This is a genomic window from Bacillus sp. FAU20 (genome assembly GCF_056033865.1).
In genome coordinates this window covers 144,777-161,461 of sequence record NZ_JBVYHY010000021.1, presented here as the reverse complement: position 1 = coordinate 161,461, position 16,685 = coordinate 144,777, and the positions used below count along the sequence as shown (strand labels likewise).

Annotated in this window: 17 protein-coding genes, 2 pseudogenes and 1 riboswitch; of the genes and pseudogenes, 12 read left to right on the top strand and 7 right to left on the bottom strand. The window is 35.8% G+C overall.

Annotation, left to right across the window (positions count from 1 at the left end; translation table 11 throughout):
* Positions 1 to 1,254 carry an FtsW/RodA/SpoVE family cell cycle protein gene (locus tag AC0OM3_RS14580; RefSeq protein ID WP_089149387.1) on the top strand — a complete coding sequence of 418 codons (1,254 nt, stop codon included), beginning with the start codon at positions 1 to 3 and terminating at the stop codon, positions 1,252 to 1,254.
* A 4-nt stretch (positions 1,255 to 1,258) separates the two neighbouring features.
* Here AC0OM3_RS14580 and helD read toward each other — a convergent pair whose 3' ends face one another.
* The 3 genes from helD to AC0OM3_RS14565 all read right to left on the bottom strand — a co-directional run bounded on the left by helD (position 1,259) and on the right by AC0OM3_RS14565 (position 5,508).
* Positions 1,259 to 3,595 (bottom strand): RNA polymerase recycling motor HelD, encoded by a 2,337-nt coding sequence (gene helD, locus AC0OM3_RS14575; protein WP_474212216.1) that lies wholly within the window; start codon positions 3,593 to 3,595, stop codon positions 1,259 to 1,261.
* Between the two features lie 434 nt (positions 3,596 to 4,029).
* Complete coding sequence (prsA, locus tag AC0OM3_RS14570) at positions 4,030 to 4,890, bottom strand: peptidylprolyl isomerase PrsA (protein ID WP_000710057.1); 861 nt, start codon at positions 4,888 to 4,890, stop codon at positions 4,030 to 4,032.
* A 423-nt stretch (positions 4,891 to 5,313) separates the two neighbouring features.
* The gene (locus tag AC0OM3_RS14565; RefSeq protein ID WP_000172690.1) at positions 5,314 to 5,508 is read right to left on the bottom strand and encodes a hypothetical protein; all 195 of its coding nucleotides are present in this window, start codon (positions 5,506 to 5,508) and stop codon (positions 5,314 to 5,316) included.
* 115 nt (positions 5,509 to 5,623) lie between these two features.
* Here AC0OM3_RS14565 and AC0OM3_RS14560 point away from each other — a divergent pair, with 115 nt between their 5' ends.
* On the top strand, positions 5,624 to 5,959 hold the full coding sequence (locus AC0OM3_RS14560; RefSeq protein ID WP_000383655.1) for a DUF1878 family protein: 336 nt from the start codon (positions 5,624 to 5,626) through the stop codon (positions 5,957 to 5,959).
* 5 nt (positions 5,960 to 5,964) lie between these two features.
* On the opposite strand, the gene AC0OM3_RS14555 is transcribed toward AC0OM3_RS14560, so the two are convergent.
* From AC0OM3_RS14555 to AC0OM3_RS14545, 3 genes are all read right to left on the bottom strand, one after another.
* Positions 5,965 to 6,522: an HTH-type transcriptional regulator Hpr gene (locus tag AC0OM3_RS14555; protein WP_000834924.1), complete on the bottom strand. Its 558-nt coding sequence runs from the start codon at positions 6,520 to 6,522 to the stop codon at positions 5,965 to 5,967.
* 299 nt (positions 6,523 to 6,821) lie between these two features.
* Entirely contained in the window at positions 6,822 to 7,184 is a 363-nt protein-coding gene (locus tag AC0OM3_RS14550) for a YtxH domain-containing protein (RefSeq protein WP_000030300.1), read from the bottom strand.
* Positions 7,185 to 7,363: 179 nt separating this feature from the next.
* The gene (locus AC0OM3_RS14545) at positions 7,364 to 7,798 is read right to left on the bottom strand and encodes an HIT family protein (RefSeq protein WP_001016835.1); all 435 of its coding nucleotides are present in this window, start codon (positions 7,796 to 7,798) and stop codon (positions 7,364 to 7,366) included.
* A 562-nt stretch (positions 7,799 to 8,360) separates the two neighbouring features.
* Between AC0OM3_RS14545 and ecsA the strand changes: the two genes are divergently transcribed.
* From ecsA to ecsC, 3 genes are read left to right on the top strand one after another with little or no spacing between them, the layout of a single operon-like run.
* Positions 8,361 to 9,104 carry an ABC transporter ATP-binding protein EcsA gene (gene ecsA, locus AC0OM3_RS14540; protein WP_001292602.1) on the top strand — a complete coding sequence of 248 codons (744 nt, stop codon included), beginning with the start codon at positions 8,361 to 8,363 and terminating at the stop codon, positions 9,102 to 9,104.
* Positions 9,097 to 10,308 carry an ABC transporter permease EcsB gene (gene ecsB / locus AC0OM3_RS14535; RefSeq protein WP_001089135.1) on the top strand — a complete coding sequence of 404 codons (1,212 nt, stop codon included), beginning with the start codon at positions 9,097 to 9,099 and terminating at the stop codon, positions 10,306 to 10,308. The genes ecsA and ecsB overlap by 8 nt, the downstream gene beginning before the upstream one ends.
* 13 nt (positions 10,309 to 10,321) lie before the next feature.
* Positions 10,322 to 11,029, top strand: a complete 708-nt coding sequence (ecsC, locus tag AC0OM3_RS14530; protein WP_000634142.1) for an ecs operon protein EcsC — start codon at positions 10,322 to 10,324, stop codon at positions 11,027 to 11,029.
* Positions 11,030 to 11,069: 40 nt separating this feature from the next.
* Here ecsC and AC0OM3_RS14525 read toward each other — a convergent pair.
* Positions 11,070 to 11,212: pseudogene (locus AC0OM3_RS14525) on the bottom strand (YjcZ family sporulation protein).
* Between the two features lie 155 nt (positions 11,213 to 11,367).
* Between AC0OM3_RS14525 and AC0OM3_RS14520 the strand changes: the two are divergent.
* The 7 genes and pseudogenes from AC0OM3_RS14520 to AC0OM3_RS14490 all read left to right on the top strand — a co-directional run bounded on the left by AC0OM3_RS14520 (position 11,368) and on the right by AC0OM3_RS14490 (position 16,379).
* A complete protein-coding gene (locus tag AC0OM3_RS14520) occupies positions 11,368 to 11,949 on the top strand; it encodes a TetR/AcrR family transcriptional regulator (RefSeq protein WP_061883865.1) in 582 nt (193 codons plus the stop codon).
* A 2-nt stretch (positions 11,950 to 11,951) separates the two neighbouring features.
* Complete coding sequence (locus AC0OM3_RS14515) at positions 11,952 to 12,119, top strand: hypothetical protein (protein WP_000783813.1); 168 nt, start codon at positions 11,952 to 11,954, stop codon at positions 12,117 to 12,119.
* Positions 12,120 to 12,198: 79 nt separating this feature from the next.
* Positions 12,199 to 12,675 (top strand): PH domain-containing protein, encoded by a 477-nt coding sequence (locus AC0OM3_RS14510; protein ID WP_000433536.1) that lies wholly within the window; start codon positions 12,199 to 12,201, stop codon positions 12,673 to 12,675.
* Positions 12,668 to 14,119, top strand: coding sequence for a PH domain-containing protein (locus AC0OM3_RS14505; protein WP_474212592.1), 1,452 nt, complete (start codon positions 12,668 to 12,670; stop codon positions 14,117 to 14,119). Before AC0OM3_RS14510 ends, AC0OM3_RS14505 begins: the two co-directional genes overlap by 8 nt.
* Before the next feature lie 202 nt (positions 14,120 to 14,321).
* Positions 14,322 to 14,975 (top strand): DUF975 family protein, encoded by a 654-nt coding sequence (locus AC0OM3_RS14500; protein ID WP_000625406.1) that lies wholly within the window; start codon positions 14,322 to 14,324, stop codon positions 14,973 to 14,975.
* 293 nt (positions 14,976 to 15,268) lie between these two features.
* A pseudogene (locus tag AC0OM3_RS14495) lies at positions 15,269 to 15,506 on the top strand (CPCC family cysteine-rich protein).
* Between the two features lie 336 nt (positions 15,507 to 15,842).
* Positions 15,843 to 16,379, top strand: a complete 537-nt coding sequence (locus AC0OM3_RS14490; protein ID WP_000028009.1) for a TetR/AcrR family transcriptional regulator — start codon at positions 15,843 to 15,845, stop codon at positions 16,377 to 16,379.
* A gap of 172 nt (positions 16,380 to 16,551) precedes the next feature.
* Positions 16,552 to 16,644: riboswitch (cyclic di-GMP riboswitch) on the top strand.
* Positions 16,645 to 16,685 lie beyond the last annotated feature (41 nt).

Sequence of the window (16,685 nt, the reverse complement as noted above, 5' to 3'; positions counted from 1 at the left end):
TTGAACAAAAAAGGGGAGCGTTTTTTAAAGGAAGTTACGAACCATATTAAATCAAAAGAAGCGAAGGACTTGGTGGTAACGGAACTAGAATTTCACTTAAAACAGACGAAGAATATGTGGATAGGGAAAGGGTTAAGTGAGGCAGTTGCGGAAGATAAGGCCGTTGAACAAATGGGAAGTCCGGTCAAACTTGGCGAAGAACTTAACAAACTGTATAAACCAAAGGTGGATTGGTTTTTAATTGGTTTATTAGTGGCTGCGATGGGGTTAGGGTTTTTGCCGGTTATAACTTTTGGACATGCTGACTTATTCATGAATAAGGTGATATTTGTTATTCTCGGTGTTGTAACAGCTGTTGGGATAATGCTGATTGATTATCGGAAGTTAGAGAGGTTTGGATGGTTGTTTTATACAATTGGGGTACTGATCTTATTAATGATAAAATGTTTTCCGACTGGTTACGTGATTGGAGAGGCAATCATAAAAATTGGTCCCATCACAATTGACTGTTTAATGACGATACCATTCTTCTTTCTGGCTTGGGCTTCTTTTTTCAATAATAGTAGGTTAAAGCTTATGCATCTTCTCATGTTGTACGTATTTTCTTTATATCTATTTTCAACTACATCAATTCTTTTACCAATTTTCATCTATATTACGATGGTATTTGTTATGCTTTGGTGGAGTAAGTTAGGAAAGAAAACGGCATGGCTCATTACGATTTTACCTATTGTACCATTGATTATTAGGGATCTACTTTCCTGGTCTGCTGTAAAAGAATACCGTATGGCCAGAATTTTAGGAATGTTAAATCCAGAGCATGATCTATGGTATTTACGTTTAAAAGAGGCGATGTCTTCAGCAGGTTGGTTTGGTACATATGAAAATATAAAGTCTATCCGTGCTGCCCATACTGATTTTGTATTTGCAAGTTTGACTTACTATTATGGATATGTACTTGCGCTAGTTCTTGTCGTGATTCTTTCTCTTTTTGCAGTAAGAATAATGAACATAGCTTATAAAATAAATGATGGTTATGGTAAATTGCTTCTCGTTGGCGGAGTGACTCTTTTTGTAATCCATTTTATTTGTAACGTTGGCATGACCCTCGGGATATTACCACGTGTTTCTATATCATTACCTTTTATTAGCTACGGATTGATACCAACTCTGTTTCATGCATTTATAATGGGGATTGTGCTGAGTGTATATCGTCGTAAAGATATGTCGTTTAGAATGAGAAAAACACCTTGAATCATCAAGGTGTTTTCGTTATAAGCTCAAAACTCTCCGAATTAGCCCCAAGTATAAAAGGACTAACCTCGCCAACGCTATAAAGTTGCAATTCATGCATTGCGCGTGTGCAAGCAGTGTAGAACAATCTACGAATGCTCTCATCGCTGTACACATCTTTAGAAGCATCGTAAATAATAACAGCATCAAATTCAATACCTTTCGCTAAGTAAGCAGGGATCACGACAATGCCTTGCTCATACTCGGCTGAGTTACTCTTCACGAGTTTAATATTATCGATATGATTAAGTGCTTCATATGCAGCGGCGCTTTCAGCTGCGGATTTACATATAATTGCGATTGTATTGTGCTGCTCTTTTTGTAGTTCAGCAACTTTGGCAGTAATATGTTCGTGCAGTTCGCTCTCATTCGCTACTTTCGTCACTGTGGGTTTCTCGCCGTCACGTTCAAAGGCGTGAATGTTCTTGCCTTCCGGTACGAGAGCGCGTGTGAATTCAATAATCGGTTTTGTGGAGCGATAGCTACGAGTTAAGTTAATGCCGTTTGTTTCGTCTGGACCGTATAAATTTGTAAGTGTATCGAAATTAACTGTTTCACTCGCATGAGCAAATATCGCTTGGTTAAAGTCGCCGAGTACTGTCATTCTCGCGGCAGGGAAGAGACGTTTTAAAAACTCGAACTGAAACGGCGAGTAATCTTGCGCTTCGTCTACGAGTACGTGTTTAATCGATCTGTTCGTTTGGAAGCCTTCAATTAACTCTTTTAAAAGTAAAAATGGCGTCGCATCCTCGTAATATAGCTTTCCTTCATCAAGCATGTTTACTGTTAATGAGCAAATGTCATCCCACTCTTTCGGTTTTTCCCCAGTAACCCATGATGCATCTGTGAAGAGCTGTTTATATATGCCTGTGAAATTGATGAAACGTAAAGTTTGAACGCCTTTACGAAGTGGCTTCATTTTTTTACGGACAATCATACGTCCAAGTACTCTCGTTTCTTTTTCAAAATCATGAAAGGAGTTGTCGTCAAACTCGCCTTTTTTCTGTAAATATTTATAAGCCTTTTGGTATTCATCTTTACTAAGTAATTCAATTTCTTCTTCTACCCAAGGCTTTTTCAGTTCTGCTTTTTCAAGTGCATCTATTTGCTTATTTAGCCAATCCGTTAACTTCTCAATTCGACTATGGAAGCGGAGGGAGGAGTCAGTATTATAAAATTGCTCTGTAATTTCTTTAGCTGAGACGATTAGTTTTCCTCTAAATTTCATTCCTCTAAATAGCATACCTGAAGATTCAAGAGATTGTCTGTACGCTCTAATCATCTCGAAAAATTGAGTGGATGCTTTAAATCGGATGCTCGCATTTCTCGTTTTATAGGTAGGGCTATTCGTTTCAGTTAACATATATTCCAATTGCTCATAAGGATCTTCAACTTCAAATGACTTACTTAGTCTATGATTTAAATATTCTTGGAATGTAACTTGCTGCATATTTTCTTCACCAAGTTCAGGTAGTACGTTAGAAACGTAGCTATTAAACATAGAGTTAGGGGAGAAGAGAATAATTTGATCCGCTTTTAGCCATTCGCGATATTTATATAGTAAGTAGGCGATTCGTTGCAGGGCAGCTGACGTTTTACCACTACCAGCAGCTCCTTGCACGATAAGAAGTCGGCCTTCATCGTGACGGATAATTTCATTTTGCTCGCGCTGAATTGTAGCGACGATGCTTTGCATATGTTTGTTCGTACCTTTTCCGAGCGCTTGTTGCAAGATTTCATCACCAATTGTAAGGCTCGTATCGAACATAGAATCAATCTCGCCATTTTGAATAATGTATTGTAATTTTTTCTCCACATTACCGTGGATTACGCCGCCTGGTGTACTATATTCAGCAGGTCCTGGTGGATAATCATAGTACACACTCGAAATAGGTGCGCGCCAGTCATATATAAGGAAGTTTTCTCCGCTTGCATCAGTAAGTGTAGCGACGCCGATATAAATTTGATCCGCGGCAGATTCTCCTTCTTCTTTGAAATCAATTCGTCCGAAATAAGGTGCTTTATGCATACGTCTTAATGCGGCAAGTCGATTAAAGGTGTGCTTATGGGTAATTTGTGTGACAGCTAGTGACTGAGCTTGTTGTCTTAAGTTGATAACTGTTTCAAGATAATCATCGAAAGTATCCGTGTTCACTTTCACATCATCCCAAAGGTGTTTACGAATATTGATTACTTCTGCTCGGCGTCTGCCAGTTTCGTTTTCCAGTTTATCAATTTGCTCCGTAATTGTTTCAATTACGGTATCCAATCGTTTTTGCTCTAAATCAAGGTTTTTGTTCATACGGTAAGCACTCCTTTAAAAGTGAAAAATAGAGGTTGACTGAAGATGTATTTTGGTGTACAATTAAGATACGGATAAATACGTTCTTTGCATTTTGTAAAACGTGTTTCTGTACTAATTTAACATAGTTTTTTCATTTAATCAATGATAATAAGATAAACCTTGGTTCTACGTGGCGTGGATCAAGGTTTTTTTGTGTTTGAAGAGGGAGTCACGCTTGTTGTCGTTTTTTGTCGGTAAGTCGATATATTTCGAAAATCGTTGATATAATTGGAGTTGCGCTGATATATTTTGAAAATCGCCGATATAATTGGAGTTGCGGTCGATATATTTGAAAAATCGCCGATATAATTTCATTTACCGAATCTAGATATAACTACCGGGAGAAGAGGGGATAAAAAAAGCTCGGGCCTAAGCCCAAGCTTTTTACTGCATTATTTCTTTTCGTCTTTCTTAGCGTCAGCTTTTTTCTCTTCGAAAAGATCTTTTAAATCTTTATCGTCAACTTTTACGTCAGCTTTTTTGATTTCTTTCATCATAAGATCATTCATGAATGCAGCATCTTGTGCTTTCTTCTGAACTAGATCTTTTTTGATGTCGCCTTTTACTTCATCAAATGGTTTTTGTTCTTTAATGTCTGTTACTTTAATGATGTGGTAACCGAATTGTGATTTTACAGGCTCGCTTACTTCATCTTTTTTCAGTTTATAAGCAGCATCTTCGAATTCTTTAACCATTTTACCAGCAGTAAAGTAGCCAAGGTCTCCACCTTTTTCTTTTGAACCAGTATCTTCAGAGTATTGTTTCGCTAACTCTTCGAAAGATTTACCTTGTCCAAGTTCTTCTTTTACCTTTTTCGCAGTAGCTTCATCTTTTACAAGGATGTGGCTTGCTTTAATTTCAGGCTTGTAGTTTTCTTTTAGTTCTTTATCAGTGATTGTTTTCTCGATAGCTTTTTCTTGAGCTAATTGAGCACGCACACCAGTTTTTATAGTTTCTTCTTTAATACCTTGTTGTTTTAATAGTGTATCGAACTGATCACCGTATTGTTTTTTCATTTCATCGAACTTTTTGTCTACATCTTTGTCTTCAACTTTGTAGTTTTTAATAAGTACTTTTTCCATAACCATGTTGTTTAGTACTTGTTTACCAGCTTGTGTCTTCATTTGATCGTAGAATTCTTCTTTTGTAATGTCACCAGCTTTAGATGTAACGATTTTGTCTGATGATGATGTTCCACATGCTGATAATGCGATTACACTTGTTGCGGCTAAGGCAAGCATAGCTTTCTTCATTCAATAAACACTCCTACTATTATGTATTTTTAATTTATCCTACACCAATGAATTTTGATTCATAAGAGCCCGATTAAGTCTCACTGATACTTTTGCTTTTTTATATTGGTAAAGCGCGCTTAACAGGGCTTACCGTGGCTGAGGATAAAGTTTTGATGAATGTTTTGTTCTATAGTATAAGCAATATGTACAAAATTTAATATATCATATTTCGAACCGTTTTCATATTGATAAAGAAAAATTAACCAGCACGTGTCAGATTTTGAAAGTGTGCCATATTGGGCGCATGCCGCATATACAGAATAGAGGAGGGGATGGGGATGAATTCTCAACTTATTTTATTACTTGTACTGTTTATTTTATTGGTTATTGTAGGTATAATTTGCTTATAGAGGAAAAAAGTGAGGAAGGGGCTTTCCTTCCTCACTTTCCATGAAATATAATTTCTATATAACTAGAAATTAATAAAATTGTTATACATACATTAATAACCCGAAAGACACCGGGCTGGCGGCTCGCAGCTATTTGTTTTCGTTCACACAGTGTATGTGTCATGAAATTCGTGTAAAATATAACAAGAAGTGCGAATGCGACAAAAACAACTGTTATAAGTGTCATGAGGCGAGACCTCCTTTTGGCTAAAATACATATACATATATTGTATCACACGATATTTTGTTCGTGTTACAAAATTCAGAAATAGAAGACTTTGTGTTAGAAAGTGAGGGAGAAAATGGACGTTGTTAGAAGATTAGAACAAGCTGAATACTATGTAGACCTACTATTTAAAATGATTGATGAAGAGAAGTGTCCATTTTATTCTTTGATCATAAAGAAAAAAGCTCGTAAAAAAGATATTGAACGTATACTAAATCTTTGTGAAAAACTGAACGAGCAATATGTAGTGGAGAAAGCAGAAGGGCTTCTTTTGTTCGATGCGCTGTTAGATCAATTTGAAAAAGCGCTTCCACATCAGCTCGAAGTACACGAAACTGCGGAAGCGCTAGCAAAACAAGGTTTATTTAAGCCGCTTATGAATGAATTCTTAAGCATGATTGCGAAAAAATAAATAGATTATTTCTTAACTAACTTTTGATCGGATTCTGTAAAGTTCTCTTCAATATCTTCTAATGATTTCTCAAAAATATCGATAAAGTCTTGTCCGTAAATATTACGCAGGATTGCAATCAGTTCGATATTTTCTGGGAACTTCCCATAAAAATTACGAAGTGCAAGAGCCCCATTAAACACTGAATTATTTTCAGGATCATACTCCTCCATTAAGCGAAGTAGTAATTCTTCCCCTTTGTCTGTAATTTCAATGTACGTATTTCGTTTATCATCTTCCTTTTTTGAGAATACAAGATAGCCGCGTTCTTCCAGCTTTTTCGAGAAGTTAAACGCTGTTGATACGTGCATAACTCCAAACTTAGCAATCTCAGAAATAGAAGCCCCTTTTAAATGATAAGCGATTGTTAAAATATGATGTTCATTAATATTTAAATCGTAAGGTTTAATCCACTGCTGCCAATCTTTCTCTACACATTTCCATAACGCTTTCGATAATTGAGCAATGCGTTGGCTGAAAATCATCGCTTCTTTTACCGAGTAATCTTTTTCTCCACTTTTCATTTACTCACCCACTTTAACATTCTTTTTTCATTACTATCTATTATGCCAGTAAAATAAAAATTAATAAAGTCTTTTTGTGAGAATTGTGAAAATTTTTCGGAAAAATGACATTCTATACAAATCATGCATAACTATGGAAGCGTTTTATGAGTCGTGAATACATACGTTGTCCTTACATGTTAAGTGATAACATATATTGTAAATGCATAAAAACACGGCATATCTATACGATATGCCGTGTCAAGGTCAATTTATATAAAAAATATTTGTTATATGCAAAAAACTAAGCAGGAATTTGTTTACGCTTTTTCTGGAACAGCTTCTTGTAGTTTCTCAATTGACTTTTGGATGTCCAAAATTTCTTTCTCAATATGGCGCTTGTTTTGAGAAATATCTTGCTTCCAGTTAGAAAGTGTATCGTGCATATCGTCTTTTAATTCTTGAAACACTTCTTTACCTTCTGAAGCAGTTTCAACGATTTGACGTTTTAATAATTTCGTATCAGCTGTAATATCAGCTAAAGTCTTTTTAATATCATTTCCTTTTTCTTTTAACTTGCCGCGCATGTCTTTACCAGAAGAAGGAGTTGAGAAAAGAACAGCTAGTCCAGCAACTGCTCCGCCGCAAATAACACCTGTAATAAAGGATTTAGCTTTTGACATAAAAGGAGACCTCCTTATTTTTTGTTCGTATTCATGATGGAAAAAATATGCATATCTTTCTTATCTGTGCTATGCACAAACAATCATCCCTGAGCATTTTAAGTGAAGAAACAAGCCATGCGGAATTTGATGACTTCAGGGAAGTGGCTTGTTATGTATTACGCCTTCTTATAGTGTCATTATTTCACACTATTTGCAATTGTACTTGCGATGTTTTGTAAATTTTCCATAGTGTATTCATTTTGATGTGATTTCCAAACAGCACCGAAACCATCTTTTTCACCGTAGCGTGGAATTAAATGAAGGTGGAAGTGGAACACAGTTTGTCCAGCTTTTTCACCGTTATTGTTAAGTAGGTTAAAGCCAACTGGATTAAACTCTGCTTTAATCGCATTTGCGATTTTTGGAACGACAGAAAAAATGTGTGATGCGATTTCTGGCGTTAACGCAAAAATGTCTTGTTTGTGAACTTTCGGAATAACAAGAGTATGTCCTTTTGTTACTTGACTAATATCTAAAAATGCAAGCACATGTTCATCTTCGTATACTTTTGAGCAAGGGATTTGCCCGTCAATGATTTTACAAAAAATACAATTGTCTGCTGTATGATTCATTGATCTCATCCTTTCAAATATCCTTAGCCGTATTTTACCATAATTACATAAGAGAACAAACACGAAAAACAGGAAGCTGACTCAGCTTCCTGTTTTCTGAAGAGGGATTGAAAAAGCATTATCGTAATTTACGTTTCGCAGACACCTCATTTATTTAAGAAATGCACGGTAAATCGGCTAAAGTTTCTGCCGTAGACACCCCATTTTCAAGTGAAATGAATTGCAATCTTTTTTAAAATGAAATTGTTTATTTTTTAAAACAGTATATGCTCTTTCAGAGACACCCCGTTTCGAAAATGAAACAAATAATCTGGTTATGTGTAAATTTCATTGTCCAACTTGGACACCCCATTTCATGATGACTTCACTATGTTGTTGTACTCATCAATTGGTGGTTGCTTTTTCAATGTGTTCCTTCCTCAATAATTATGATGTCCGCTTTCGGAAAAATATATGCTAATAAATTTTAAAAATTTTTTTGAGTACATGGATACTATGTAGTACGGCATAATTTTTGGTAAGATGAATATAGAATGAATACTAATGAAGAAAGTGGTGTCGTATGAGCGAGTTATTGCGTGTAGAAAATGTTACAGGAGGATATACGAAACGCCCTGTATTAAAAGACGTTTCGTTCTCTGTTAATAAAGGCGAACTTGTCGGCTTAATCGGTTTAAATGGAGCTGGTAAAAGTACGACGATTAAACATATTATCGGTTTAATGGAACCGAAAAAAGGAACTGTCACAATTAATGGGAAAACAATTCGTGATGATATGACAGCGTACCGTTCCAGCTTTTCATTCATTCCAGAAACGCCGGTATTATATGATGAATTAACGTTAGAAGAGCATTTGAAATTAACAGCTATGGCGTATGGTGTTGATGAAAAACAATATGAAGAACGTGTAGGACAACTACTACAAGAGTTTCGTATGAAAAATCGTTTAAAATGGTTTCCATCTCATTTCTCAAAAGGGATGAAACAAAAAGTAATGATTATGAGCGCATTTTTAGTGGAGCCATCTCTTTACATAGTAGACGAACCTTTCGTTGGATTAGATCCGTTAGCGATTCAATCGCTTCTTCAAATGATGGACCAAATGAAAAAGAGTGGCGCGGGTATTTTAATGAGCACACATATTTTAGCGACGGCAGAGCGTTACTGTGATTCGTTCATTATTTTGCATCAAGGTGAAGTAAGGGCGAAGGGAACGTTATCTGAACTGCAATCACAGTTTCATATGCCAGGTGCAACGTTAGATGATATTTACATCGCGCTAACAAAGGAAGAAGATTATGAATAGCACAGCGTTATGGAAAGAACGATTTCGTCACTTTCTAAAAGAAGTTCGTACATATAGTAAATACGTATTTAATGATCATTTGAAATTTATTTTCGTGTTCATCATCGGTGCGGGAGCGTATTATTACCAGCAATGGTTACAAACGTTAACAACTTCGTTTCCAACTGCGCTCGTAATGGCAGTATTAATTGGACTCGTGTTAACGGCTGGATCCATTCAAACATTATTAAAAGAAGCGGATCTCGTTTACTTACTGCCAGTTGAAGAAAAGTTAAAACCTTACTTCACAAAGGCATTTCTTTTTACATTTATGATTCAGTTATACATAATCGCAATCGTAGCAGCTGCGCTTGCTCCGTTATACTTCCAACAAATGAAGCAAACAGGAGCTGGCTACATATGGATCGTACTCGCATTTGTCATTGTAAAAGCGTGGAATTTATTTGTAGCGTGGGAAAAGTCATTTTTAACAGATCAAAATATACAAAGGGCTGATTGGTTTGTTCGTTTTATCCTAAACGGTTTATTTGTATATTTCCTTGTAGAACGTACTTCAGTTCTTTTCATTGGTGGAATCGTCCTTCTCATGGTGTTATACCTTGCTATCATGCATCAAATGGTAAAGGGAAAGCCGCTAAACTGGGAGTATTTAATTTCTGAAGAAGGTAAGAAGATGATGTTGCTGTACCGCATTGCGAATATGTTCGTTGATGTACCAGCATTAAAAGAAAGAGTATCTCGCCGAAAATGGCTTGATTTCATTCTTTCGATAATCGGCGAAAAGCGTACATATTTATACTTATATACGAGAACGTTTTTAAGATCAGGTAACTATTTTGGATTATATGTGCGTCTGCTCGCTCTTGGAGGAGTTATTTTGTACTTCATTCCATTTTTATACGGGCGATTTATCGTAAGTTTTATTTTCCTATACTTAATCGGTTATCAGCTATTAACTTTATGGAAACATCACCGTATGAAAATTTGGCTTGATTTGTATCCAGTAAAGGTAGATGAAAAGAAGAAAGATTTTCTTACTTTATTAAATGCGATTCTAATCATCGGGAGCGTAATCTTTACAGTTATATTTGCACTAGCAACGAAAGATTTCATGATGACAGGAATTTTACTTATCCTAAGCATATTATTTAGTATCGGTTTCGTTTACCAATACGGGGCGAAGCGCATTGAGCGTTTAAATTGAAAGGAATGAACCTATGATTACATACGAAGAGAAGGTTATAAAAGAATTGGAGCAGTGGAAAGCTACATTCATGAAAGATTCTTCTATGATGACACGGTTCTCCAAAAAAGTGCAGACGAAAGTGCAACAGCTCATTCCGGCGAAAGTACAAAAGGTACTAACAGAGACGATTCGTATGATGGTGCAAACGATCAGCGCCGGGTCAAACTTTATAAAGCCGAAGCTAAAAGAGACGACATGGTCACTGCAAAGACGTGACGATGAAGTGCGTAAAAAAATGGATGAGTACAAAAAAATAGCAGCGGCAGAAGGAGCAGGGACGGGGGCTGGCGGTATTCTCCTCGGTCTTGCTGACTTTCCGCTTTTACTTACAATTAAAATTAAATTTTTATTCGATGCAGCAACGTTGTACGGATTTGATACGAGTAAACAAGAAGAACGTCTTTTTATCCTTCACGTTTTCCAACTCGCCTTTTCAAGTGATGATCATAGAAAAGAAATATGGAAAGCAATTGAAACGTGGGATACAGAAAAAGAAAATCATATGGACTGGGAAAAGTTCCAAACAGAGTACCGAGACTATATTGATTTAGCGAAAATGCTTCAGCTCGTACCAGTAATCGGTGCCCCAGTCGGCGCATATGCGAACTATCAATTGCTGCAAAGACTTGGAGAAGTGACGATGAATTGTTATCGTATGCGATTGCTGAATAGGGATTAAAAAGAAGGCGTCCTACATGTGTAATGTGGGACGCCTTTTCTTAGAAGCCAAGTCCGATATAGTTAACTCCAACTATAATCAATACGATAAAAAGTACAATGATTAATGAAAATCCGCTCTTACCAGCTTGTCCCGCTTCACCGCCGCCATTACCCCCACTACCCCATTACCACCAAGTCCCATACGATATCCTCTTTATTGTTATATATTGCTTTTACTTTATAATTTTCGGTATTTTCCTATAAATACCTTATGTAGTACTAATTAAATTGAAAATCATTTCGTTTTGTTTTATAATTTACTTACCGACCGGTAAGTAAAAATAAGTGAGGTACAGTATGACGAAGAATTTACAAACATCGCAGAACATTGTAGAGGCATCATTTAAACTTATGGCAGAACACGGCATTGAGAAGATGAGTCTTTCCATGATTGCGAAAGAGGTAGGTATTTCAAAACCGGCTATTTACTATCATTTTTCTTCTAAAGAAGCGTTAGTTGATTTTTTATTTGAAGAGATTTTTTCTGATTATCATTTCGCAAATTACTTCGATGAAGAGCAGTATACGAAAGAAAACTTTGCAGAAAAGCTAATCACAGATGGTTTACATATGCTCTCTGAGTATGAAGGGCAAGAAGGAATACTACGCGTTATCAATGAATTTATCGTAACTGCATCGCGAAATGAAAAGTACCAGAAACGTTTATTTGAAATACAAGAGGATTTCTTACATGGTTTCCACGATTTATTGAAGAAAGGCGCGAGACTGGGCGTTGTGTTACAACATGAAACGGAAGAAAATGCTCATACGCTAGCACTCGTGATCGATAATATGAGCAACTATATGCTCATGGGATTCCAGTTAAAGTATAAAGAAATTTGGATTCGAAATGTGAAAAACGTAATGAAGGAGGAGTAAAAATGAAAATGCAAAAAAACTGGTGGCTCGGTTTTCTTGGATTTATTGGGGTTTATAAAATACCAGGTATGATTGAAGCTTTTCAAGCGGATGGAAATTGGATGAAGTTAATCGGTTTCATTTGGCTACTTTGGTTCGGATATTTTATTCCTGAGAAGAAAGAAGATTGAATTTCAATTTTCTGTAAAGTTACGTAAAATATAGATTAAGAGTATTCATATATTAGATTACTAGATTTGGAGTGGTTACATGGAGCCATTGAAAAATGAAATTCACCCTGACATGGTCAAGGTGTGGAAAGTTCGTGCTGTAATTGAAGAAGGGATCGGTATTCTCGTCATTTTAGCTTACCTTTTCCTCATGATAAAGTTTGATTGGTGGGCATGGATTTTGTATGTGATGATTGGGCTAACAGTTGTGTTCGCACCATTTTCGTACTTCTTATTCCCGAAACTACGTCAACGTTATTACAGTTATCAATTAAATGAAGAAGAGCTTGAAATTCAGCACGGTCTTTTCGTCGTAAAGCGCGTATTAGTACCGATGATTCGTGTGCAGCACGTGACAATTGAACAAGGACCGATTATGAGAAAATATGACTTAGCAGAATTACATATTTCTACAGCGGCAACTTCTCACAGCATCCCAGGCTTAACGATGTATGAAGCAGAAATGTTGAAAACAAAAATCGCAGAATTAGCGAAAGTGAGTGATGAGGATGTATAAGAGGCAGCATCCAATCACGATGTTATTGGAATTAAAAATAAGAGATTTTATACCACTCTTTATTTTCATGTTTAGCTTAAATGGAAAATTCCCGTTTTGGTACTTAATTCCCGCTGCATTTGGTTTACTCACTGTCTTTTCAGCGTTTGAAAAATGGTATTACACAACATACTGGGTTGAAAATAACGTATTACATGTGAAGCAAGGTCTCTTTGTGAAAAAGGAGAGCTACTTAAATAAAGAACGTGTTCAAACAATCAATACAAGCTCTAACGTGTTATATCAAATGCTTGGCTTAAAGAAAATCCAAATTGAAACAGCTGGTGGGGGCGATGATGCGGAGGTTAGCTTAGCCGGTATTACAGTAGAAGAGGCAACTGAGCTTATTGCTTTGCTAAATGAGCCAACTCCAGAAGTGAAAGCAGAAGGAACGCTAGGCGAAAAAACGGAACATGAAGTAGAAAAAGAAATCGTTACAGAAGAAAAACAAACGACAGAATATAAATTGACTTGGAAAGAAATTTTACTAGCCTCTGTTACATCGGGGCAGTTTGGACTATTATTCTCGTTAATCTTTTTCGTGTATCACCAAGTACAGGAGTACATTCCGAAATGGATAGAGAATAGCGTAAAGTCATATGTAATGGAGTATGATATATATGGCTGGATTTTCATGGTAGCTATTTTGCTCGTCCTTTCGTGGATTATATCTACAATCGGTTATGCGCTAAAACATGGAGATTTCACAGTGAATCGAAGAAATGATGAAGTCCGCATTTCGCAAGGATTACTTGAGAAAAAAGAACTCGTACTAAAATTGCACCGTATTCAAGGTATTACCATAAAAGAAAGTATTTTACGTCAGCCATTCGGCTATTGTGCTGTGCAAGTAGAAGTGATTCAAAGTAAGGGAACGGATGATGAAAAAGAAAAAGTTACACTGCATCCAATCATTCGAAAAGATCGAGTACAACAGTTACTGGCGCATTTACAACTACCATACGAACTGGATACAAATATTATTTCATTACCAAAAGCAGCATTACGCCGCTATCTCATTGATAGTTTAATCTTTTTCGCTATGCTCGCAATCCCGCTTACTGGAATAAGCATATACTTTGAAAAGTATTACATCATGTGGGCATTACTACCGCTCGCAATCCTTATCTTTACACTTGGCTACGCAACATTTAAAACAAATGGTTACAGTGTTAACGGAGAACAAATTACACTTGTCTATCGTAGCGTCGGAAAATATACAGGACTTATTAGAAGAAGACACGTCCAATCAATGGAGAAGACACAATCATATTTCCAGCGCCGTGCGGATTTATGTACGTATAAGTTTTCGAGTGCATCATCTAGTTACAAAATAGAGCATACGAGATTAGAAGATGCGGAGAGAATGCAGGATTGGTATAAGAAGAAAATAAATGAGAAATAACCAGAGAGAGCTTGCCTATTATGAAGGGCAAGCTTTCTCTGGTTATAGGGAAAAGAGTGGTTTAATCCATATATCAGTACAACTACAGCACACATGTACCAATACGTATGAAAAAAGGTAATATGCTTCTGTTTTAGGAAAATATGTGGGATTTTTGATATAAATGGTATAATAAAATGGAAATAGTATTAGGAGGTTATATATGATAAGTCAGTTGAAAAGAGAAGCACTTGATGCATTAAAAGGAAGATGGGGATTAGCGGTAGGGGCAACCTTATTAATTGGAATCCTTATTGGCGTTGTTGAAATGCTAACAACAGGTATTTTCTCGATATTTTGGGGTTGGGAAGAAGCAAGTGATTCATTTACAGTAAGTATTATTGTAATGCTTGTTATAGGTCCATTAACAATAGGTGCCTATTATCTTGTTTTAAATGCAATTCGTGGGACTGATGCTAGCATTGGTCATATATTTAGATGGTTTAGCGATGGAAGTAAGTTGATGAAGTCGTTTTTAACATATTTACTAATGTATGTATACTTGACTCTATGGACATTACTTCTTATTATCCCAGGTATTATTAAATCATTTTCTTATTCTATGACATATTTTATTTTGAATGATCATCCGGAATATACAGCGAATCAAGCGATTACTGAGAGTCGTCATATGATGAATGGACATAAAATGGATTACTTTTTACTATGCTTAAGTTTCTTAGGGTGGTTCATTTTAAGTATTCTTACTGTAGGAATTGGTTTCTTATGGTTAGTACCTTATTTCTACTCGACATCGGCAGCATTTTATGAAGAGATTTCAAAAGAATATTATAAAAAAGTGAGCACTACTTTCTAATAAAACATATAAACCACCTGTTCCCTATATTCTTTAGGGGATAGGTGGTTTTCTTTTTTGAGGAATTCGTCTAATAAATAGGTATAATTCTTTTTAGGAAAAATAAAAGGAGTAACAGAAATGAAATATACTTATCTATGTTGCGGATATAAAGTGAAACTTTAATCAGTGGGGATTTTGTTCATTCCCTACTAATTATTAGTTCTCACCAATCGGGCATTTATGGGCAGCCCGCCCCCGCCTAACTCCTTTGTTCTAGCTGAATTTTGAGGTGGGAGTTTTACTGCCCGTTAATGCGGGGTAAAACATTAGAAGAAGAACCACCAGGTACATATGAAATTTGTAATATATGTTATTGGGAAGATGATCCGGTTCAATTTGAAAATCATGACTATGAAGGTGGGGCAAATGAAGTCTCGTTAAGGCAAGCACAGAAAAATTTTATTGCATATGGTGCTTGCGAGGAATGTTTTATTGGATCAGTTAGAAAACCGACTAGTGAAGGATGCTAGTTGGCAGCGAATTTGTTAAGTAAAATGTTATTACTCAATTCAATGGGGGTAATAACATTTTTTATTTAGTGCTGAAAGAATTACTGCCGTCTTAAAGTAATAAGAAGGACTAAATCGGTAAATTTTATTAATGGATATATTTTCAATAAATACAAAAGTATAGATGTATAGTCAACTTTGTGTATTTAATGTTATCATATTGAATGATATGGAAATTTTTAATAGAATAAGTAACTAAAAATTCAAAGGTAATGCAGCTTTTGTTGTATAAAGAAAATACTTAGTAGTAATCAACAATATTAAAAATAAGATTCGTATTTATATAAATTTAGTAGAAATGGGGTTTTAAAAAGGAATGAGTATAAGCATAACGCGGCAAAAGATTTTAGCAGCTGCTTCTCAAATTGTACAATGTAAAGGGGTTGCTAAATTAACCTTAGAAGCAGTGGCAAAAGAGGCGGGTTTAAGTAAAGGTGGATTATTGTATCACTTTTCAAATAAAGAAGCTTTAATAGAAGGTATGATAGTCAGAGGGGTAGAGGATTATGAAGGGGCCATTTACAATAAAGTAGCGGAAGACTCAGAGAGGAAAGGGAGATGGGTTCGCTCTTTTGTAGAGGAAAGATTAAGTAATGAGAGAAGAACAGAAGAGTTGTCTAGCAGTATGATGGCAGCACTCATGTTAAAACCTGAATTACTTGAGCCGTTACAACAATCATTTCAGCAACTGCAAAAGAATATAGAAAATGATGAGATAGATTCAGTGTGTGCAACAATTATTAGATTAGCAGCAGATGGATTATGGTATTCGGAATATTTAGGGGTTGGAAGACTAAGGCCAGAGTTAAGAGAAAAAGTGATTCAAGCTCTTATTAGTAATTCATATAAATAGAATATACGAACTATATAATTTTAAAATAATTCACCATTGCTTCTTTAATGTAGTGGTGAATTGTTTTTTTTATTAGAAAAATAGAACAATTTTATAGAGTATTGAATTATAACCGTCCAGACGGTATAGTAATATTTGGTTTAAGAGGAAAATGAAACAAAAAAAGAATAAAAGATATTTTTAGCACACTATTCGAAAGGATAGGCCGCAAAGCTTAGAGTCTACGGTAATACATATTGGTTACTAAGATCGTCTGGTTGCACATTTTTGATGCAACCGGACGATCTTTTTTTGTTATATAAATAT